We start from the raw sequence: 21,897 nt of genomic DNA on the forward strand, positions 1-21,897 counted from the left end.
TAATAAGGAACATAGTCTAAGCCCTAAATGTAACAAGGTTTATCAGCAGGCTTTCGATGCAGGCCGATTAACCGCTAACCCGCTTATAGTGCCGGTACTGCGGTTTCCAGAAGTTATCGTCAATCCGTTGCTGCAGCGTATTATCGTCAATTTCCAGCGCTAATCCCTGTTGCTGAGCGACTTTTGCCACAGCAAACGCAATTTTTTTACTCAATTCTGCCAGCGCGGTAAAGGGGGGAAGCAAGCTGCCTTTGCCGGTATTAGCCAGTGGCGAGGTCGCTGCCAGGGTTTTACTGGCTGCACGGAGCATTTCGTCACTGATTATGCGGGCTTTAACAGCAATAACACCCAGACCAATACCCGGGAAAATATAGCTGTTATTGCACTGGGCAATATGATGCGTTTTACCCTGGTACTCTACTGCCGGAAACGGGCTGCCGGTTGCAACGATAACATCACCGTCAGTCCACTCTATGACCTGCTGCGGTGTGGCTTCAACCTGACGTGACGGATTACTCAGCGGGAAAATAATGGGTTTAGCACAGCCTTTTTTCATGGCCCGCACCACCTGCTCAGTAAACAGCCCGGCCTGACCTGAGACACCAATCAGGATATCCGGCGTGGCACAGTGCATCACATCCAGTAAGCTGGGATAATCGCCACTGTAATTCCAGTCTGTAATGGCGCTGGCATTTTGGGTCAGCGCCTGCTGAAAGTCACGTAAATCTTCCATGTTATCAGTGAGTAAGCCAAAACGGTCAATCATAAAAATTTGCGCCCGGGCCTGTTGCTCAGTTATTCCCTCCGCCACCATCTGACTGATAATTTGCTCAGCAATACCGCAGCCGGCTGAACCGGCACCAACAAAGACCACTTTCTGGGTGCTGAGTTTTACCCCTTTGCTTAAGCAGGCAGCCAGCAGGGTGCCAACAGTAACGGCAGCAGTGCCCTGAATATCATCATTAAAACAGCAGATTTGGTCACGATAGCGCTGCAATAAAGGCATCGCATTGGGCTGGGCAAAATCTTCAAACTGAATTATTGCCTCCGGCCAGCGCCGTTTTACCGCATTTATAAACAGCTCGACAAATTCGTTGTAATCATCCTGATTGACCCGCTTTTGCCGCAGGCCCATATACATTGGATCTTTTAACAGTTTTTCGTTATTGGTACCTACGTCGAGCATTACCGGCAAAGTATAAGCCGGACTTATGCCACCACAGGCGGTATAAAGCGACAGTTTACCAATAGAAATACCCATGCCGCCGATGCCCTGATCGCCCAGTCCCAGCACCCGTTCGCCATCGGTTACTACGATGACTTTGACTTTGGCTTTGGTGGCGCTACGCAGCACATCATCCAGGTTGTAGCGGTCTTCGAAGCTGACAAACAAGCCCCGGGCGCTGCGGTAAATATCAGAAAACTGTTCACAGGCGTCGCCCACGGTTGGCGTATAAATAATCGGGATCATTTCCTCCAGATGTTGCTGCACCAACCGGTAGAATAAGGTTTCGTTATTATCCTGAATTGCCCGTAAATAAATATGCTTATTAATCGCAGTATCAAAGCTTTTGTATTGCATGTAGGCCCGACTGACCTGCTCTTCTATGGTCTCGAACCTTGGCGGCAGTAGTCCGGTCAGGTTAAAGGCAGCCCGCTCTTCCCGACTGAAGGCACTACCTTTATTTAACAGTGGTGTTTCTAATAATGCAGAGCCGGAATAAGCGGTATATAACGAGGCTTTTACTTTTGGTTCAGACATAACAATATTCCAAAAAAATAGCGCCGGCACTGGTATTCAGTGCCGAAAACAGACTGGATCAATAAATAGTGCTGATACGTGGATTCAGAACAGACAGGATAAATAACCCTTCGGTATTACAAAAATCAATCGCTTTAATTAAGTCGGCTTGTTCCAGATGTAACAGTTCCAGCACAAAGGGATCAATCAGTGTTTTGATACTGTAAAGATCAGGGTGTTGGTTAGCCAATGCCAGCCGCACTGTCAGATAGCTGATTAACACATCTGGCTCAGCTACATTAAACTGAGTACTGTGCTGGCGGGCCAGCGGTTCGACAATACTATCGGGTAACTGCCACAGATTTAACAGTTCTGCACCGCAGGCAGCATAGGTAAAGCCCAGCGTAGTTTGTTGTAACTGCCAGGGTTTAACGTCGTCGCTATATCTCTGACACTGCGCTGCATTGTCGGGTGCCTGTTGCATGACCACCAACTCACCAATATTATGCAGCAGACCGGCGACATATAACCTGTCCGGCTGACGCAAACCGCAAAAATTCGCCAGATATTTGCCAATCAGGGCGGCATTAATACTCTGCTCCCAGAACCGTTCTAAATCAATTGAGCTGGAACTGAGTTTGCTGCAGGCGGAACTGACAGCAATGCTGACCACAAGGTTATAAAGTTGAGTTTTACCAAGCACCAGCAATGCTTTGCTGACTGATTCAACCTGATAGGGCAAACGGTAAACCGCGCTATTAGCCAGTTTAAGTAGTTTAGAAGTGAGTACCGGATCAAGTAAAATTACTTCAGCTATATCATCCAGACTGGCGGTGTCCGATTCCATCAGTTCTTTAACGCGGACATAGCTATCAGGAAAAGCAAATAATTCGACAGCATTTTGCGCATATTGCAAGGCGTTCATCGGGGACATCTCCGGTTGGGTCTATCAGCACCAAAAGCATCTGACGCTTTTAAGTGTTACTGCTGGTGCTGATTTTACAAGTTTTTGCCGGAAAAACTTAGTACTTTTTACTGTCATTGCCATCAAAAGCAGTTTTCAGATTATTGTGTATAAAAAAGCAGCGCTTAAGCGCTGCTTCCCGCATTTAAACAATGCTATTGCTCTTAAGCCACCAGGCTGCGAAGCATCCAGGCGGTTTTTTCATGAACAGTCATCCGTTGAGTTAACAAATCCAGGCTGACTTCATCTGAGGCTTTGTCTGCCACCGGCACAATAGACCGGGCGGTCTTGGCAATGGCTTCCTGGCCTTTAACCAAATCTTTAATCATTTCCTCAGCAGTAGGAATACCATCGGCTTCTTTAATGCTGGTCAGTTTGGCAAACTCTTTGTAAGAACCCGGTGCAAACTCGCCCAGGGCGCGGATCCGCTCGGCAATAACATCAACGGCTTCGGCCAGTTCGATATACTGTGTTTCAAACAAGGTGTGCAGGGTCTGAAACATCGGGCCGGTAACATTCCAATGATAATTATGCGTTTTCAGATACAGGGTATAAGTATCGGCAAGTAAACCTGCCAGACCTTCACAAATTGCTTTACGTTCGTTTTCATCTATACCGATATTAACTTTCATATTGCTGTCTCCTGACTTAATTAAACGTCTTAAAAACTTGCACGGGGCCGAACTTTGCGCCAGGCCGGTTCAGCTTTTCGTCATAAACCATTTTGTGATAAACATAGTGTTATAACAAAGACATGGGGGCAATACAGAAAATAACAAGCCGGTACGCCAAAGCGTTACCGGCTGTGTATTCAAATGTTCAGACAGATAGTATGACGGTTAGCTGGCCTGCGCCGTTAAATACTCTTCGTAAGTACCAACAAAGTTACGCACGTCCTGGCCGGTGATTTCAATAATCCGGCTGGCCAGAGATGAAACAAATTCCCGGTCATGGCTGACAAAAATCAGCGTGCCTTTGTAATGTTCCAGTGCCATATTTAACGATTCGATAGACTCCATATCCAGGTGGTTGGTCGGTTCATCCATCACCAGGATATTGGGTCGTTGCAGCATCAGTTTACCAAACAGCATTCTGCCTTTCTCACCGCCCGACAACACCTTGACTGACTTTTTAATTTCATCCTGGGAAAATAACAACCGTCCCAGAATGCCCCGGATGGCCTGCTCGTCATCTGACGGCTGTTTCCACTGGCTCATCCAGTCAAATAAGGTCATCGCTTCAGCAAACTCATGGGCATGATCCTGAGCATAATAACCAATTTTGGCGTTCTCTGACCATTTCACGCTGCCGGATTCCGGGGTTAAATCCCCTATCAGGCATTTTAATAAGGTCGACTTACCAATACCGTTGGCGCCTAAAATCGCTACTTTTTCGCCTACTTCAATCGTCATATTCAGGTTTTTCAGCAGCTGCAATTCAGCAAAACTTTTGTTCAAGCCTTCAACTTCAAGCGCCAGCCGGTAAAGCTGCTTTTGCTGTTCAAAGCGGATAAACGGGTTAACCCGGCTGGAGGCTTTCACTTCTTCCAGCTGAATTTTATCAATCTGTTTGGCGCGGGAAGTTGCCTGCTTTGCTTTAGACGCATTGGCAGAAAAGCGGCTGACGAAGGTTTGCAGTTCAGCTATCTGGGCTTTTTTCTTGGCGTTATCTGACAATAGACGCTCACGAGCCTGGGTGGCAGCAAACATATACTCGTCATAGTTACCCGGATACAGGCGTAGCTCACCATAATCAAGATCAGCCATATGAGTACAGACACTGTTTAAAAAGTGGCGGTCGTGCGAAATAATAACCATGGTGCTGTTGCGCTCAGCCAGTACATTTTCCAGCCAGCGGATAGTATTAATATCCAGGTTGTTGGTCGGTTCATCCAGTAACATAATCTCCGGATCAGCAAATAGTACCTGAGCCAGCAACACCCGAAGTTTAAAACCCGGTGCAATGGCTGACATCGGGCCAAAATGCTGCTCGACCGGAATGCCGACGCCAATCAGTAACTCACCAGCCCGTGATTCTGCCGTGTAGCCATCCATTTCACCAAACGCTACTTCAAGATCGGCGACTTTCATCCCGTCTTCTTCGCTCATCTCGCTGCTGGCATAAATCCTGTCACGTTCTTCCTTCACGGCCCATAATTCAGCATGGCCCATAATGACGGTATCAATAACGGAGTACTGTTCGAATGCAAATTGATCCTGATGCAATTTTGCAACCCGGTGATTCGGCTCAACAGATACATTGCCGGCCGTCGGTTCAAGTTCCCGGCTGAGAATTTTCATAAAGGTCGACTTACCGCAACCATTGGCCCCGATCAGACCATAACGGTTACCTTCACCGAATTTAATAGAAATGTTTTCAAACAACGGCTTGGCGCCGAATTGCATTGTAATATTGGCAGTTGAGATCACTAAAAGGTCCGCTACAGATTGTACTGGATGAAAAAGGTGCGCCACTATACGCGCTTTGTGCGGTAAATTCAAAAAAACCGGCATAATTGCCGGTTTAGTTTGTTGCCTGAGCTAACGGCATTTTACAGTGTTAACGGGCCTGGGCCGCAACAGCCACCGCGGTGCGGGTCAGCTCGGTGATCTTTGACCAGTCTTTGTCGCTGACTGCCTGATCCGGCACTATCCAGGAGCCACCAACACAGCTGACATTAGGCAGTGCCAGATAGTCGAGATAGTTCCTTTCGTTTATGCCGCCGGTCGGACAAAAACGAATATCAGAGAACGGGCCATGAATCGATTTTAAGGTTTTAACACCGCCGGCAGCTTCCGCCGGGAAGAATTTAAAATGGGTGTAACCGAGGCCGGTACCTTCCATCAGTTCGGAAATACTGGCAATACCCGGTATCAGCGGAATAACCGAATCTTTACCCGCCTGCAGTAATTCCCGGGTCAGGCCCGGGCTGATGGCAAACCTGGCGCCAGCCGCGATCACCTGCTCTAATTGCGCTGCGGTAGTAACCGTGCCGGCGCCTACTATGGCTTCGGGTACCTGTTCTGCCAGTAATTTAATAGCGTCAAGCGCCACCGGGGTGCGTAAGGTGACTTCCAGCACCCGGATACCACCTGCCAGCAACGCTTTTGCCATAGGTACGGCATCCGCCAAATCTTTAATTACGATAACCGGAACTACTGCACCTTGTGCAAATAATTCAGCAGGTTGAAGCTGCCAATTTTCAAATGCCATACGTTAACTCGCCAATGATTGTTTTAAGTAAACTGCCGCTCCAAGTAAACCTGGTTGCGGGGCAGTCACGATATAGGTGGCGATCTGGCGATTAAAAGCGCTAAACCGGCCTTTTGCTTCAAAACGGCTTCTGAATTCACTTGCCGCCATTAATGGCAGTAGTTTTGGTGCTATGCCACCAGCAACATAAACCCCACCAAAAGTACTGAGTGTCAGCGCCAGATCACCGGCCACACTGCCAAGGCTGGCAAAAAATTGTGCCACCGTAGCCGTAGCCAGTTCAGAACTGCCAGCAAGGGCCTGGCTGCCAATTTCACCGGCAGACAGTGGTGCAACATCTAAGCGCCGATACAATGCCAGCGCCCGGTATATGGCCTCAAGCCCCGGACCGGATAACAGCCGCTCGGGCGAGACATGACCATATTCTTTAGTCAGTACCTGTTGAATAAACCATTCCTGTTCCGTTTGCGCGGCCCAGTCGACATGGCCACCCTCGCCCGGTAACGGCATAAACTTTCCATCAACATTGATCAGATGGGCCACACCTAAACCGGTACCGGCCCCCAGCACTGCCATCGGCTGGTTTTGTTTAGCACTGCCCTGACCCAGCTGAACTTTGTCATTGCTTCCAAGCGCCGGCAGACACATGGCTACGGCGGTAAAGTCATTCATTACCAGTAGCCGTTCTAATCCTAACTGGCGCTGCATGGCGCTGACCGAAAAGTGCCAGTGAAAATTAGTCATGCTGATTTCATCACCGGTGACCGGACAAGCAATCGCAATAGCAACATGTTTAAGATCTGTTAATTGCTGCTGTTGCTGATAATGTTGCAATGCATCAGCCAGGCTGGCGAAGGTGGCACACGGGTAAACCGCTACTTTATCCAGCTCCAGGGTGGTTAAACTAACCCGGCTGAACCGGGCATTGGTGCCACCAATATCGGCAACAATGGCGTAATCTACCGGGTTAGCCATGCAAATGCTCCTCGGTAACAAACAGGCTACAGGCCCCCTGCTCGGCGCCACTTAATTGGGCACGCATCGCACCAAACATTTCCCGGCCCATGCCATAATAGTTATGACTTAAATCACTCTGGGCCAGATCCCGGGCATTAAACTCAGCCTCGTCAACCAGTACTTCCAGCTTGCCACTATTGCCATCAACCAGCATCATATCACCGGTTCTAATCCGGCCAATCGCGCCGCCATCAAGCGCTTCCGGGGTAACATGAATTGCTGCTGGTACTTTACCTGAGGCGCCTGACATCCTGCCATCTGTTACCAGAGCTACTTTAAATCCTTTGTCCTGCAATACACCCAGCGGGGGCGTCAGTTTATGCAGTTCCGGCATACCACAAGCTTTGGGCCCCTGAAACCGGACAACGACGATACAGTCTTTATTAAGCTCACCAGATTTAAAGGCAGCGTCAAGTTCATGCTGACTATGAAACACCACTGCAGGTGCTTTGATCACTTCGGTGCCATCACGTAAAGCCGACGTTTTCAGAATTGCCCGACCGATGTTGCCCGACAGTACTTCCAGACCACCATGACTCTTGAACGGTTTCGCAACAGTAGCCAGCACATCTTTATCCAGTGACTGTTCCGGTGCATCTACCCAGTGCAGTTTGCCGTCTTTTAACAACGGTTGCTGGGTATAACGGCGCAGGCCGGGGCCGGCAATGGTTTGCACATCTTCATGTAATAAGCCGGCATCCAGTAATTCCCGCATCAGCAGCGCCATGCCACCCGCATGCTGGAAATGGTTAATATCTGCCTGACCATTCGGATATATCCGGGTTAACAGTGGCGTCGCGGCAGAAAGCTCAGCAAAGTCGTCCCAGTTAACAATAAAGCCGGCCGCGCGTGCCACGGCGACCAGATGCATAGTGTGGTTAGTCGAGCCACCGGTCGCCAGTAAGCCTACGATGCCATTAACAATGGCTTTGGCATCCACCAGCTTGCCGATGGGTAAATAATTATCACCGAGCTGAGTTAACCGGGTAACCTGCCGTGCTGCGGCTTTAGTTAATTCGTCCCGTAAGGCACTACCCGGGTTAACAAATGACGAGCCGGGCAAATGCAGCCCCATCATTTCCACAACCAGTTGATTAGAATTTGCTGTGCCATAAAAAGTGCAGGTACCGGCAGAATGATAGGATGCGGATTCGGCTTCCAGTAACTCTTCCTTGCCTACCTTCCCTTCAGCAAACAACTGCCGCACCCGGGCTTTTTCTTTATTAGGAATACCGGAAGGCATTGGCCCGGCCGGCACAAATACAAAAGGTAGATGACCAAAACTTAATGCCGCCATCAGCAAGCCCGGCACTATTTTGTCGCAAATCCCCAACATCAGGCCGCCATCAAACATGTTGTGCGACAAACCTACCGCTGCCGACATGGCGATAATATCGCGACTCAATAAACTTAATTCCATGCCGGGCTGGCCCTGGGTAACACCGTCACACATCGCCGGCACACCACCGGCAAACTGAGCAACGCTGCCGACTTCATTAACTGCCTGTTTAATCAGCTCAGGATAAGTTTCGTAAGGCTGATGTGCAGATAACATGTCGTTATAGGACGATATAATGCCGATATTTGCCTTTGTCAGGCTGCGCAGATCTGCTTTATCCTGTTTATTACAGGCAGCAAAGCCGTGCGCCAGGTTGCCACAACTCAGCACACCCCGGTGCGGGCCAGTCTGGCCTGCTTCATCAATCCGCGCCAGATAAATAGCCCGGCTTTTGCTGCTGCGGGCGATAATGCGGTCGGTAACCCGTTGAATAACAGGATTCATATCACTTCCTCTAATTAGCGGCGTACATGACGGCCACATCGACATCGGGCTGTTGCAAAACTGCCCGGATTGGCATACTGGTTACATCGGCTCCTGCCTGCGCTTTGGTAAGCACCTCGAGCTTGCTCTGACCAACCAGATGAATAAATAACTGCCGGGTATTGAGTAACCTTGGCAAACTGAGAGAAATGCGCTGATGCGGTGCCGTAGTTGGATTAACCGCCAGTACCGCGGGTGCGTCGGGTGCTAAACCCGCATTAAGTTCTGCACTGCACGGAAACAATGATGCGGTATGACCATCTTCGCCCATCCCAAGAATAACAGCGTCAAACACAGGCAGTGCATTGATCCGTGGTAAAACATCAGCGATTGCTTCTTCTGCCGACGCTGCCGGAGCATACAAACTGATAAATTCAGCCTTTGCCGCTTTTGCTGTTAATAAGTTAGCTTTAACCAGTCGCTCGTTACTGTCTGGCGCATCAACCGGCACAAAACGCTCGTCCGCCAATAAAATGGTGACGTGTTGCCACGGCAAATCTGCTGCTGACAATGCATTAAATAATGCGGTGGGGGTCCGGCCACCGGAAACGACCAGATATGCCTGGCCACGGGTTGCAATGGCCTCTTGCAGCAGGTTTACCAGTTTGGCAGCAAAATCGGTATTCAGCGCCCTGGCATCGGTGTATTGATGAAGTTGCATTTATATTTCCACCTAATTCGTTTATTCGTCCCAGTTCCGTTCATCGCGGGCCAGCATCGAAATCGACGCAACCGGCCCCCAGGTGCCAGCCTGATAGGTTTTGGCCGGTTCGTTGTTGTTTTTCCAGGCGTTGAGAATGCCATCAACCCACTGCCAGGCCTGTTCTACTTCGTCACGACGAACAAATAAATACTGATTACCCAACATGGCTTCCAGCAACAGCCGTTCGTAAGCATCAGCAATCCGCTGAGATTTAAAAGTTTCATCGAAACTTAAATCGAGCTTGCTCTGCTGCAGGCGCATGTGCTCACCCAGGCCAGGTATTTTATTCATCACCTGCACTTCCACCCCTTCATCAGGTTGCAAACGGATGATCAGTTTATTAGCCGGCAGTTCGTTATAGGTTTCATGGAAAATATTATGGGGTTGTGGTTTAAAGCAAATCACCACTTCACTATGTTTTTTCGGCATGCGCTTACCGGTACGCAGGTAAAATGGCACGCCGGCCCAGCGCCAGTTATCAATATCTACTTTAATTGCCACAAAGGTTTCGGTACGGCTGCCAGCTCTTGCGCCTTCTTCTTCCAGATAACCCGGCACCTGCTTACCTGCGACAAAGCCACTGGCATATTGGCCACGAACCGTTTTTTCCTGGACATTACTGCTATCTATCCGGCGTAACGCTTTCAGTACTTTGAGTTTTTCATCCCGAATACTGTCCGCATCGAGTCTGGCCGGTGGCTCCATCGCAATTAAAGACAGTACCTGCAGCAAATGATTCTGCACCATATCACGCATCTGACCGGCGTCATCGTAGTAACTCCAGCGCCCTTCTACTCCAACCTCTTCAGCCACGGTGATTTGTACATGATCAATTGCATTGTGGTCCCAGTTCGAGGCAAAAATGGCGTTGGCAAACCGCAACGCCAGTAAATTCAGTACAGTTTCTTTACCAAGATAATGGTCAATCCGGTAGATTTGACACTCTTTAAAGTGCTCGGCAACCTGATCATTGATAACAATTGAAGAGGCTAAGTCGTGGCCTATTGGTTTTTCCAGTACTACCCGCGACGGTTCTGCGGCTAAACCCGCAGTGGCCAGGCCCTTACATAAGTCGCCAAATAATGCCGGCGGCGTGGCAAAGTAGCTGACCGGGGTCCGCTTGCCGGCATCGACCAGTTTGCCAAGTTTTTTGTAATCACTGGTTTGGGTTAAATCAAGTTGCACATACAGCAACCTGGCCGCCAGTTGCTGCCAAACCTGCTCGTCCAGCGTCTCTTTTTTCAAAAAGGTAGTAAGGTTAGCTTTTACCATCTCCAGATAAGCATTGTTATCCATGGCATCACGGGCGACGCCAATAATGCGTGAGTCTGTGGCCAGCAAACCCGCTTTTTCCAGCTGATATAACGCTGGTAGCAGCTTTCGCCGTGCTAAATCACCCTTGGTGCCAAATAAAATTAAATCGCAGGCGTTGTTCTGGCCATTTTGTGCTGTCGTTGTCATATCTGACCCTTGCTATAATACGTAATTTTACAACACTTACCGCATACTATCGCGCTGAAATGACGCTGTAAACCCGAAAAGATGTAATTTAATTACATAATAACTAATATTTTGACTAATCTTACATATTAAGGCAGCCTTAGCAATTGAATTACAGTTTTGTGGTAAATTTAATACTGTTTTGATTGCTGTCATGGTGTATAACCAAGCCGGCAACAACTTTTGCCACCTTAACAACTTTTTAAGTCAGGAATTAGCGGATGAACGTACTGGAAAAAATCGTAAGTAGTGTTACCAGCTTCAGCAAGTCTGAGCGTAAGGTTGCCGATGTTATTCTGGCTAATCCACAGATTACTATTCACAGTAGTATAGCAGCACTGGCCAAAATGGCTGATGTCAGCGAACCTACGGTTAACAGGTTCTGCCGCCGCCTTGATACCAAGGGCTTTCCTGATTTTAAACTACATTTAGCGCAAAGCCTTGCCAACGGCACCCCTTATGTTAACCGCCATGTGGAAGAAGAAGATGGGCCTGAGGCTTATACGGCGAAAATTTTTGAATCTACTATGGCCGCACTGGATACCGCGCGGCAACGGGTTGATATCAACACCATTAACCGTGCAGTTGACGTACTGACCCAGGCTAAAAAGATCTCATTTTTTGGTTTAGGGGCATCAGCATCGGTGGCACATGATGCCCAGAATAAGTTTTTTCGTTTTAATGTGCCGGTTGTCTGTTTTGACGACATTGTTATGCAGCGTATGTCAGCGATCAACAGCTCAGATGGTGATGTTGTAGTCTGTATCAGCCACACCGGCCGCACGAAAAACCTGTGTGATATTGCTGCTATTGCCCGCGAAAATGATGCCACCGTGATTGGTATCACCGCCTATGACAGCCCGCTTGCCCGTGAATGCACGCTGGTGTTATCGCTGGACGTACCGGAAGATACCGATATGTATATGCCAATGGCATCCCGGGTTGCCCAGCTGGTATTAATTGATATTCTGGCAACGGGCTTTACCTTACGCCGCGGTAGTAAGTTTCGGGAAAATCTGAAAAAAGTGAAAGACAGTCTGCGCGGTTCGCGGTTTGAAAAGAAAGACTTCAACAACTAGCTTCTGCGGTATTTCATCATTCAGGTTGGCCCAACTGCACCAACCTGTCGCTTTTATGGATATTGCCGCTGTATTCTGTAATAAAATTACATTACACTTAATGCCATGTAAGATCCGCGTTTAACAGCAGGAGCATCTGATGCCAAGAAGAACCAAAATAGTCGCAACTCTCGGCCCCGCTACGAATACCCAGCAATCGATTGAAAAGCTTATCAGTGCCGGTGCAAGTGTGTTCAGGCTTAATTTTTCTCATGGTAGTGCAGATGACCACCGGGAGCGGGCTGCTATGGTACGCGCTGCTGCCACTAAACTGGGTGCGCATGTCGCCATTCTGGGCGACTTACAAGGGCCTAAAATCAGGGTTTCTACCTTTAAAGAAGGTGCGGTGCTGTTGGCAGAAGGCCAGCAATTTGTGCTCGATGCCAGTCTGGCAAAAGGTGAAGGTGATCACCACCAGGTAGGTATTGATTACAAAGCGCTGCCAGAGGATGTCAGTGCCGGTGATTTGTTGTTACTGGATGATGGCAGGATCCAGCTGCAGGTTGAGCAGGTTGATGGAAGCCGGGTTTATACTAAGGTTACTGTTGGTGGCAAGCTCAGTAACAATAAAGGAATTAACCGCCAGGGCGGCGGCTTAACCGCCCCTGCCCTGACTGAAAAAGATAAAGCCGATATTATTACTGCTGCAGAAATTGATGTCGATTTTCTGGCTGTGTCATTCCCCCGTAGTGGTGATGATATGCGACTGGCTCGCGAGCTGGCAAAAGCTGCAGGTTCAGAAGCACGGTTAATGGCGAAAATTGAACGGGCTGAAGCGGTTGCTGATAATGAGACGCTGGATGACATTATTCGCGCTTCTGATGCGGTAATGGTTGCCCGTGGCGATCTGGGTGTGGAAATCGGTGATGCTGAGCTGGTAGGCCAGCAAAAAAGGATTATCGCCCGTTCGCGGCAGCTTAACCGGGTGGTGATTACCGCCACCCAGATGATGGAAAGTATGATTGAAAGCCCGATGCCAACCCGGGCTGAAGTGATGGATGTCGCCAACGCCGTGCTGGACGGCACCGATGCGGTAATGCTGTCAGCCGAAACAGCAGCGGGTAAATACCCGACCGAAACTGTCAGGGCAATGGCCCGGGTTTGTGATGGTGCTGAAAAACATCCCAGTGTCCAGATCTCCAAACACCGGATGGATGTTGCGTTTACCGAAATCAGCGAGACGATTGCGCTGTCGGCGATGTACGCCGCCAATCACTTAGCTGATATCAAAGCGATTATTGCCTTAACCGAGTCAGGTTACACTGCTAAGCTGATGTCGCGGATCACCTCACCTCAACCAATCTATGCGCTTTCCCGCCATAACAAAACATTAAACAAAATGGCGTTATACCGCGGTGTCTATCCGGCGTTTTTTGACAGTACAGCACAGTCAGCTCACTCATTGGCAGATGCTGCTATCGATGCGATTCGCAAGCAGGCAGGCCTTAAAACGGGCGATCTGGTGATTATGACGCATGGCGATGCAATGGAAACCATCGGCGCATCCAATACCTGCAAGATTGTTCAGGTTAAGTAGCGTTGCTATTTCTATGTTTTAATAAAAAAGGGCCTTAGGCCCTTTTTGTTATGTCTCTTTTATTAGATTTACCGGCCAGTTTCAGTATACATCCCGCTGTAATTTTCTTACTCGTCTGGCGGCACGGTACTCTACAAATTGCGGTGCCAGCGCTGTTAAGGCAGAACCGGTAACTACCATCAGCGCGCCCAGCCAGGACCAGAGGTTTAACTGCTGCGCCTGTAAAAAATCAGGAAACAGGTTGCCGGTAATATTAGCGAACAAAATAGTAAATAACGGTGTCACTGCCAGCACCGCACTGACCTTGGATGCTTCCCAGTGGTGTAAGGCTTCAGCAAAAGCGCCATAGGCAACAACGGTATTCAGGCAACAGAATATCAGCAGGGCCCAGTGCAAATAACTCATAGTCAGCAACGGCGCATAATCAGACACCGGCATAAAGCACAGAGTGCCAGCCACATATAACAGATACATAATTTGTTTTGAGCTGTAGTTAACCAGCAATTGTTTTTGTGCCAGCGCATACGCTGCCCAGGTAATAGCGGCGGCAATCACCAGTAGTACGCCGAATGTCTCTGAACCCGCCTGGATTACCAGCTGCCATAGCCGCTCATTAAAAAAAAGTAACAGACCAGATACTAAGGTTACGGCACCGATTTTCTGCCACAATAATAACTTTTCTTTAAAAATAACAATACCACCGAGCATCATCAGAAAAGGGGCCAGCTGGATCACTACCTGCCCGGTTTCTGCGCTTAAATAGTTTAAGCCGCTTAGATACATAATGTAGTTTGACAACAGCCCTGCCACCGCGATCAGCATCAGCCAGGCTACTTTGGGCTGAAACAGCAACTTTATCGCTGGTAACTTACCGCGGGCTGCCAGCCAGAGCCCGACGATAACCGCCGCAGCCAGAAAGCGAATAGCCGTTATTGTATTGGCAGACAACACATCCAGCACAATTTTAAGGGCTATCGGTAACATGCCCCACAAAATGGCGGTCGTCAGGGCCAATAGCAAGCCAACAACACTTTTTCCGGTGATCTGATGCATACAGCAAACTATCCTTTAACAGGCGGAGACTGGCAATTCAGTCGCCGCCATTGTCGCCTATTTGCTATTAACCTGTCTTGTGATTTAGCAAAGTTTGCGGCAAATCAACTGCAGCCGCCGCTCAGAAACTATACTGAGCACAAGCCTACCATCTATTGTTACAACACAGGACTGACAATGAGCACTATCAAAAGATTAGCGATATTAACCTCTGGTGGTGATGCCCCTGGCATGAATGCCTGTATCCGGGCCATTGTGCTGACGGCCTCTGCCTGTAACATTGAGGTTATCGGCTTTAAGCACGGCTTTAACGGCTTGCTGGAGCAGGAATATCAGACCCTCCACCCAATGCATGTTGATAATATTATCCAGCGTGGCGGCACCATATTAAAAAGTGCCCGCTGTCCGGCGCTGCAACAGCAAGAGGGCCCGGCCAGAGCCGCTGCCACATTACAACAACTGCATATCGATGCGCTTATAGTTATTGGCGGTGACGGCAGTTTTCGCGGCACTATGGCAATAAGTAAACATTACGACGGCCAGCTGATTGGTGTGCCCGGCACTATCGATAATGATGTTGACGGCACAGACCGTACTATTGGTTTTGCCACAGCAATTGATACTGCACTCGATGCGATTGATAAAATTCGTGATACCGCTGATGCCTTTGAGCGGATTTTTCTGGTCGAACTTATGGGCCGGCACAGCGGCTATCTTAGCCTTGCTGCCGGCATTGCCGGCGGCGCTGAACAAATTATCTGCCCGGAGTTTGGCCAGCTCAGCCCTGATAACTTAAGAACTATTATTAAACCCATTCAGCATGCGCAGCTGCTAAAAGGCAAGTCGAGCTATTTAATTGTGGTCGCTGAGCACAGCTATCCTGGCGGGGCCACTGCGCTGGCTGAGGCTTTAACGTCAGCAATCGGTATTGAATGCCGGGCCTGTATTCTTGGCCATATTCAGCGCGGTGGCAGTCCGGTTGGTGCAGACCGCATTCTTGCCACCAAATTAGGCGCTTTTGCCGTAGAGCAATTAATGCAGGGCGTGACACTGGTGATGGCAGGTGAAGTAAATGGTGAAGCTTGTCTGTATCCCCTGGCTGAAACCGGCGACAGAGCAAAAACAATAGACCCATTTTTAGTGCGCTGGCAGCAGCAAATAGGCAGCTACTGAGCTGCCGGGGTTACTTATATTGCAAGCCGGTCTGGCAGAAACCGGCGCGGCTAATGGCTGAATACCTGCTTTACCCGATCTTTATAACTGCGACTGACTTTCACCGCCTGACCATTAGTCAACATTAACTGATGCTCTCCATTGGAAAGCATTTGTAATTTGGCAATAGTATGGACGTTGACGATAGCTGAGCGGTGCACCCGGACAAATAACTTTGGGTCCAGCTCCTGCTCCAGTTCTTTCATGGTCCGCCGCAAAATATGGGTCTGACCATCTTTGGTATGAATACACATATAATCGCCAGCGGCATCAACCCAGTCTATTTCAGCAACAGGAACCCGGGTGATCTCGCCACTGTCTTTAATGCTGATTGCTTCCGGAAAGCGATCATTAACCACGGGTTCGGATTTATCCAGTCGCTGCAGTATGTTGCCCGCTTCATCACCAGTCAGTTTTGCAACGGCAGCTGCCAGTTGCCCTTTGTGTTTCTGGCTATCCACTGCGGCATGAAACTTCAGAACCTTATTAACAGCCGCTTTCAGCCGCTCCGGCTCAACAGGTTTTAACACATAATCAAGGGCATTGACTTCAAAAGCGTTAAAAGCATAGTGATCATAGGCGGTCACGAAGACGATATAAGGCAGAACAAGCTGTTTTTGCTGCAGCTTTTTCAGCACAGCAAAGCCATCCATACCTGGCATTTCCACATCGAGAAATACCACATCGGGTTTTAACTCAACAATACGACTTACCGCCTCATCACCATTGCTACACTCGGCAACAACGTCCAGCTCGGGAAAGGCGGCCAGTCTTACCAGCATACCTTTGCGAGCCAGAGGTTCATCGTCTACTACTATTACCTTCAACATGGTTTGCTTCCAATTGCTCTAACTGTAATGGGATCCGGATATTGACTTTCAGCCCTTCAGGCTCGTTGTGAGTCAGTACCAGAGCAAAGTCATTATCATACAGCGCTGCCAGACGCTCTTTGGTATTCACTAAACCCACCCCACTGGCACTGTCTTTAGGAATACCATCACTGATTGGCATGCCAGGACCATTGTCCGACACCTCCAGCAACAAATCGTGCCCGAATTTTTTCGCGGTAATGGTGATAGCCCCTCCGTTAACCTGGCTGGCTACCGCATACTTAATTGCATTCTCGATCAGAGGCTGCAAAATCAAACTGGGGACCAATGCCCGCTCAGTCCCGGGCTCAATGTCAAAATTGATAGTCAGACGTTCAGAAAAACGGACTTTTTCAATTTCAAGATATAATTTAGCTGCGTACAGTTCCTGCTCCAGCGGCACCCGGTTAATCGGATCTTTATAAAGTGAATATCGCAAAAAGTCACTGAGTCTGGTAACCATTTTGTTCGCTGTATCAGTTTCGTTAATCAGCACCAGGGTTGATATTGCATTTAAGGTATTAAACAAAAAATGCGGGTTAAGCTGATAGCGCAACATTTTTAATTGCGCTTCATGGGCTTTATTTGTTGCTGTTAACGATTTTTGCTTTTCAAGTTGCAGCGTCTGATAGTACTTGATACCAAAATATAACCCACTCCAACTTAGCATGACGTAAAACGCTACCGGCGTATCCCTTATATATAACAACCAGTCGTCAGGCCTGTAGCCATGCCGGTATATTTCCCAGTAATTAAAGTTCCTTACGGTGGTCCATATTGCTGCGATCAGTAACGCCAGTAATAAAACCAGTAAAATCATTCGCCAGGGTTGCCAGAACCAGATGCGTTGATATAAATACCGCAGTGGAATAGTGATTAGCCAGCCTACATAAGCATCAAGGGCAACTACGATCAAATATGCATCCCGGGTTTCCTGCACCAGGGAACCAAGATAATTGACAATGGCGAAACCAAGCCAGCCCAGGCTATGCAGGATCCAGAACTGCCTGTTACGATCTTCAAACACTTTGTACAAGATAAAATCCCGCGTTAAGACTCTGCGCAGAGTATAACTAACATCACTGCTAAATCCTTGCCACTTGGACTGATTTCAACAGACATTAATCGCAATTAGGTATCTGATAGCCCGGGACAGAGTCGAATCAGAAATCTGCCAGCACCGGTGTCGGTTTGCGATCGGCATCTAATGCCACAAAAGTAAAGTTACCGGAAATCGCTTTATGCTGGTCATCGTTAAACATATTCTCAACAAATATATCGACGTGAACTTTAATGCTGGTTCGCCCAACATGTTCAATTCTGGCAACCAGCTCAATAATAGTCCCTGCAGGGATAGACTCTTTGAAGTCGACCCTATCTGAACACACGGTTACCAGAGGTTTGCGGCAAAAGCGGGTGGCAGCGATAAAAGCAGCTTCATCCATCCAGGCTAAAGCTTCACCACCAAATAAGGTATTGTGATGATTTGTGCGGCCGGGGAAAACTGTTTTCGTTACCCGGGTAACCGCATGGGCGGTTCTTTTGGCAATAAGGGCTTCACTGGGTGGGGTGTTTGACATAAGCTACTCACTCTGAAAATACAATACGAATCATGACAATGCTGCAGACAACATCATTCCTGCCGTTATTATAACAGGCCTGCCCTACTCATAAGTATTTACTCTGCCCAAAATATTGTTATAGCAAAGATATTAAAAACCAAAGTTGCAACGAGGATTTTATGAACCTAGTTAGTTATCAGTTAAAAATACTGAGTATCGCCTCGCACCGGGTTGAAGTGACGCTGACCTTTATGCCTGATCAACCCGTTCACCAGCTAAGCATGCCCGCCTGGATCCCCGGCAGCTATATGATCCGGGATTTTGCCAAACACCTGCTGACAATATCAGCTTCTGATATATCCGGGCCGTTAATGGTACAACAGCTTGATAAGCAAAGCTGGCAACTGACTTGTCGCGACAATCCTGTCACTGTGGTTTATCAGGTTTATGCTTTTGATTTATCTGTTCGTGCAGCGTATCTGGATGATGAGATAGCGGTGTTAAATCCGGCGGCATTGTGTCTGGCGGTCAGTGGCCTTGACGCTTTACCCCAGCAACTTGTTGTGCCGCCGCCTGAAGCAGCAGCCACTGCCAACTGGCGCCTTGCCACTGCTTTAACACCTGTTGATGATACTGCTGTGCTGGGATTTGGCACCTATCAGGCAGCAGATTATGCCAGCTTAATTGACAGCCCGTTGCTGGCCGGTGTTTTCAACATCGAACAATTTCAGGTAAATGATGTTCCACATTATCTGGTGGTTACCGGTGAAAATCTTACTGATTTACCCCGGTTCGCACAGGATTTGCAGCAGATTTGTCAGCAACAATGTGACGTTTTTGGCACCCTGCCGGCCGATTTAAATCAATACTGGTTTTTACTGTGGGTTACAGAGCAAGGCTACGGCGGCCTTGAGCATAAGTTTTCTACCTTGCTGCTTTGCAATCGTTATGACTTGCCTGGCCCGAATAGCAGTGAGCCAGATGATAATTATCAGCAACTACTGGCCCTTTGCAGCCATGAATATTTCCACACCTGGTGGGTGAAACGTTTAATGCCAGCTGAGTTTAAGCCTTATCAGTTGGCAGCAGAACACTATACCCGTCAGCTATGGCTATATGAGGGTTTTACGTCGTACTTTGATGATTTAGCACTGGTAAAAAGTGGCTTAATCAGCCCTGAGCGTTATCTGACAATACTGGGAAAAACAATCAGCCGGGTAACCCGCAGCCCGTCTGACAACCTGCAAAGCCTGGTTGCCAGCAGTTTTAATGCCTGGACTAAGTTCTACAAACAGGATGAAAATGCCATTAACGCTGTGGTTAGCTACTATGCTAAAGGTGCCTTACTGGCGTTCTGCCTGGAGGGCGCTCTGCGCCAGCAAGGGAGCTCTTTGCAGCAACTCTGTCAATATATGTATCAGCATTATCTGGAAACGGGCACTGATGAAAATAGCCTGTTTGCCAGTCTGACTGCGCTGGGTTTTGCCACTCTGGCTGATACTGCCCGCGACTGGGTCAGCCAAAGCAACCCCCTGCCCCTGCAGCAGGCTGCATTGCAACTCGGCCTTGAACTTCGTTTCAGGCCAGCCACGGACCACAACGATCTTTGCGGCCCTGCAAACCAAAACTGCCTGCCGGCCTACCTGGCGGCAGGAGTCAAAGTACAACAAGGCTTGGTAACCATTACTCAGGTTATTGAGGGTGGCGCCGCTCATCAGGCTGGTGTTATGGCCGGCGATCAGTTACTGGCACTGGCCGGCTGGAAAATTACCGAACAAAGCCTGCCACAATTATTGCAACGCCTGCCCAGTGCTACAGAGCAGGTGCTGACAATCTACCGCAAAGACCGCTTATTGACGTTACAACTGCCTATAACCGTTGCGCCGGCAAAAATCGCCTGTTTGCAATTTACTGATAGCGATAAGGCAAGCACGTGGTTACAGCAGGAGGTTACTCTGCAGACAGCAGCAATTGTGGATCAAGCCGCTCCTGTAACCAGTTAATCCGCCAATCAAGATGGGGCCCGGTTACCCGGCCTGTGGCCCCGACTTCAGCAATTTTTTCGCCCTGGCGCAGCTGCTGCCCCACTTTTACGCTAATCGCATCTAAGTGCATAAGGGTTGACGTTACCCCCATGCCATGGTCAATAATCAGGGTAAGGCCCGAATAATATAAATCTTCAGCCAGCAGCACTTCGCCACTCCAGGGAGCCAGCACTGGTGCGCCAACCGGGGCCGCAATATCAAGACCATAATGCGGATTACGGGGCTCACCATTAAACACCCGCTGGCTGCCATACACTCCTGATATCCGGCCTGTAGCAGGTAATACTGGTTCAGCAAAAATGGCTGTTTTATCAGATAAGGTTGTCCTTACTGCTCTTACTTTACGGTTGTCATTTTGAATTCGTTCGGTTACTTCCGCCGGCGGTGTAACGTATTTTTGTGCTACCCCGGTAATGCGCTGGACATCATATTCGCGAGACGTAAAAGTCAGCGGCAACTGCTGTTGGCTGCCATCAGCAGCAATAATAGTTAACTGATGTTGTAAATCAGCATCACGACCAATGCCGAATACAAACTGCCCCGTTGCTGACACTTTGACAGGCTGGCCATTGAACAATACTTTGGCCCCTGCCGGTGCCTGGCCGCGGATCAGGCTGCCCTGAGTAAGCTTACCGTCAAGAGTAATCTCAGCGGCCGCTGCTAACTGTTGGGTTGCCAGCAAATTAGCGCTGAGCAATAGCGCCTTTAGCCACACCTTCATAAGCTACTACCTTATAATTCTTTGTGTTATCAATTGCTTTAAGTTCACCTGCAATATAGTCTGCCAGACATTCTACCGTGGTATCGCAGGGTAAAATATCGCAATGACGTTGTGGAATAACTAACTCAAACCAGCCCTGACTTGCCTGATAGCGGAAGCAGTGCGTATCGGCCTCGCCGCTTAGCATCTGCAATGCCGAAGCTTCACATAAATCAGCTGCAGTGCCCAGATAGCAGTCCTGCCATCGTTCACTCCATAGTTTGTTCAGTCGCGGCGACAACATGCCATCAGCATATATCTGAATAGTCGAGCGATGGCCATGAGCGATGCGCTGACAGTTGCCATCGTGCTTCTTTAAACCATGGCTGTAGTGGTAATAAAAACCAGTACTGGCTTCCGGGCGCAGAGACAGGGTCAGGCGTTCAACATTGGCTGGCAATAGCGGTTTGATTTGTTGTTCCAGGAACTGACTAACACTTTGCTCGTTAATCTGGCTGGTTGGAATGCAAGCAAAAGCTTCAGCCGGTGATGCCAGGCTAATAGTACCGCGCGAACTGTTATAGCGGACCAGGCTGCAATTTTGCTCTGAGGATATAGTCAGCGCACCGCATTCAGCAGGCAATGCAAGCTTATGATCAACTAATTGATCTATCGCCTGTTTAATCACCTTTTTTACTTTGGCAAAGTCGAACACCATAGCGGTGTCATCCAAACTGCCCTGCAGTTCTGCATCGACAATATAACTCTCCCCCACCATGCCTCTATGCAGGTCAAGGTAAGAAAAATCGATTACGGTTAACGAGTTTACGAATAAGATCAT

Annotated in this window: 19 protein-coding genes; 4 read left to right on the forward strand and 15 right to left on the reverse strand. The window is 48.7% G+C overall.

What is annotated here, in order from left to right:
• Positions 1 to 67: 67 nt before the first annotated feature.
• The 9 genes from R3187_RS09115 to zwf all read right to left on the reverse strand — a co-directional run bounded on the left by R3187_RS09115 (position 68) and on the right by zwf (position 10,921).
• Positions 68 to 1,762, reverse strand: coding sequence for an NAD-dependent malic enzyme (locus tag R3187_RS09115; RefSeq protein ID WP_318966463.1), 1,695 nt, complete (start codon positions 1,760 to 1,762; stop codon positions 68 to 70).
• Positions 1,763 to 1,820: 58 nt separating this feature from the next.
• Positions 1,821 to 2,666 (reverse strand): HDOD domain-containing protein, encoded by an 846-nt coding sequence (locus R3187_RS09120; protein ID WP_318966464.1) that lies wholly within the window; start codon positions 2,664 to 2,666, stop codon positions 1,821 to 1,823.
• Positions 2,667 to 2,869: 203 nt separating this feature from the next.
• Positions 2,870 to 3,337 carry a Dps family protein gene (locus R3187_RS09125; protein ID WP_318966466.1) on the reverse strand — a complete coding sequence of 156 codons (468 nt, stop codon included), beginning with the start codon at positions 3,335 to 3,337 and terminating at the stop codon, positions 2,870 to 2,872.
• Between the two features lie 207 nt (positions 3,338 to 3,544).
• Positions 3,545 to 5,134 (reverse strand): ABC-F family ATPase, encoded by a 1,590-nt coding sequence (locus R3187_RS09130; RefSeq protein WP_318966467.1) that lies wholly within the window; start codon positions 5,132 to 5,134, stop codon positions 3,545 to 3,547.
• 130 nt (positions 5,135 to 5,264) lie between these two features.
• A complete protein-coding gene (locus R3187_RS09135) occupies positions 5,265 to 5,918 on the reverse strand; it encodes a bifunctional 4-hydroxy-2-oxoglutarate aldolase/2-dehydro-3-deoxy-phosphogluconate aldolase (protein WP_318966469.1) in 654 nt (217 codons plus the stop codon).
• Positions 5,919 to 5,921: 3 nt separating this feature from the next.
• A complete protein-coding gene (locus tag R3187_RS09140; RefSeq protein WP_318966470.1) occupies positions 5,922 to 6,893 on the reverse strand; it encodes a glucokinase in 972 nt (323 codons plus the stop codon).
• A complete protein-coding gene (gene edd, locus R3187_RS09145) occupies positions 6,886 to 8,718 on the reverse strand; it encodes a phosphogluconate dehydratase (RefSeq protein ID WP_318966472.1) in 1,833 nt (610 codons plus the stop codon). Before edd ends, R3187_RS09140 begins: the two co-directional genes overlap by 8 nt.
• A gap of 10 nt (positions 8,719 to 8,728) precedes the next feature.
• Positions 8,729 to 9,418 (reverse strand): 6-phosphogluconolactonase, encoded by a 690-nt coding sequence (gene pgl / locus R3187_RS09150; RefSeq protein ID WP_318966474.1) that lies wholly within the window; start codon positions 9,416 to 9,418, stop codon positions 8,729 to 8,731.
• A 21-nt stretch (positions 9,419 to 9,439) separates the two neighbouring features.
• A complete protein-coding gene (zwf, locus tag R3187_RS09155) occupies positions 9,440 to 10,921 on the reverse strand; it encodes a glucose-6-phosphate dehydrogenase (protein WP_318966475.1) in 1,482 nt (493 codons plus the stop codon).
• Positions 10,922 to 11,181: 260 nt separating this feature from the next.
• Between zwf and R3187_RS09160 the strand changes: the two genes are divergently transcribed.
• Together R3187_RS09160 and pyk are read left to right on the forward strand one after the other, a co-directional pair.
• Positions 11,182 to 12,039 carry a MurR/RpiR family transcriptional regulator gene (locus R3187_RS09160; RefSeq protein WP_318966476.1) on the forward strand — a complete coding sequence of 286 codons (858 nt, stop codon included), beginning with the start codon at positions 11,182 to 11,184 and terminating at the stop codon, positions 12,037 to 12,039.
• 139 nt (positions 12,040 to 12,178) lie between these two features.
• On the forward strand, positions 12,179 to 13,615 hold the full coding sequence (gene pyk / locus R3187_RS09165) for a pyruvate kinase (protein ID WP_318966478.1): 1,437 nt from the start codon (positions 12,179 to 12,181) through the stop codon (positions 13,613 to 13,615).
• 81 nt (positions 13,616 to 13,696) lie between these two features.
• On the opposite strand, the gene R3187_RS09170 is transcribed toward pyk, so the two are convergent.
• Positions 13,697 to 14,668 carry a DMT family transporter gene (locus tag R3187_RS09170; RefSeq protein WP_318966479.1) on the reverse strand — a complete coding sequence of 324 codons (972 nt, stop codon included), beginning with the start codon at positions 14,666 to 14,668 and terminating at the stop codon, positions 13,697 to 13,699.
• Positions 14,669 to 14,845: 177 nt separating this feature from the next.
• On the opposite strand from R3187_RS09170, the gene R3187_RS09175 reads away from it, so the two are divergent.
• Entirely contained in the window at positions 14,846 to 15,841 is a 996-nt protein-coding gene (locus R3187_RS09175) for an ATP-dependent 6-phosphofructokinase (RefSeq protein ID WP_318966480.1), read from the forward strand.
• Positions 15,842 to 15,891: 50 nt separating this feature from the next.
• Here R3187_RS09175 and R3187_RS09180 read toward each other — a convergent pair whose 3' ends face one another.
• The 3 genes from R3187_RS09180 to R3187_RS09190 all read right to left on the reverse strand — a co-directional run bounded on the left by R3187_RS09180 (position 15,892) and on the right by R3187_RS09190 (position 18,329).
• Positions 15,892 to 16,710 carry a LytTR family DNA-binding domain-containing protein gene (locus R3187_RS09180; RefSeq protein ID WP_318966482.1) on the reverse strand — a complete coding sequence of 273 codons (819 nt, stop codon included), beginning with the start codon at positions 16,708 to 16,710 and terminating at the stop codon, positions 15,892 to 15,894.
• Positions 16,682 to 17,776, reverse strand: coding sequence for a sensor histidine kinase (locus R3187_RS09185; protein WP_318966790.1), 1,095 nt, complete (start codon positions 17,774 to 17,776; stop codon positions 16,682 to 16,684). Before R3187_RS09185 ends, R3187_RS09180 begins: the two co-directional genes overlap by 29 nt.
• Before the next feature lie 136 nt (positions 17,777 to 17,912).
• Positions 17,913 to 18,329, reverse strand: coding sequence for an acyl-CoA thioesterase (locus R3187_RS09190; protein ID WP_318966483.1), 417 nt, complete (start codon positions 18,327 to 18,329; stop codon positions 17,913 to 17,915).
• A gap of 161 nt (positions 18,330 to 18,490) precedes the next feature.
• Between R3187_RS09190 and R3187_RS09195 the strand changes: the two genes are divergently transcribed.
• The gene (locus tag R3187_RS09195) at positions 18,491 to 20,314 is read left to right on the forward strand and encodes a PDZ domain-containing protein (RefSeq protein WP_318966485.1); all 1,824 of its coding nucleotides are present in this window, start codon (positions 18,491 to 18,493) and stop codon (positions 20,312 to 20,314) included.
• Here R3187_RS09195 and R3187_RS09200 read toward each other — a convergent pair.
• Both R3187_RS09200 and R3187_RS09205 read right to left on the reverse strand, forming a co-directional pair.
• Positions 20,262 to 21,077 (reverse strand): M23 family metallopeptidase, encoded by an 816-nt coding sequence (locus R3187_RS09200; protein WP_318966486.1) that lies wholly within the window; start codon positions 21,075 to 21,077, stop codon positions 20,262 to 20,264. The genes R3187_RS09195 and R3187_RS09200 overlap by 53 nt on opposite strands.
• Positions 21,040 to 21,897, reverse strand: coding sequence for a 6-pyruvoyl trahydropterin synthase family protein (locus tag R3187_RS09205; protein WP_318966487.1), 858 nt, complete (start codon positions 21,895 to 21,897; stop codon positions 21,040 to 21,042). Before R3187_RS09205 ends, R3187_RS09200 begins: the two co-directional genes overlap by 38 nt.

This window comes from Arsukibacterium sp. (genome assembly GCF_033721375.1).
Lineage (GTDB): Bacteria > Pseudomonadota > Gammaproteobacteria > Enterobacterales > Alteromonadaceae > Alishewanella.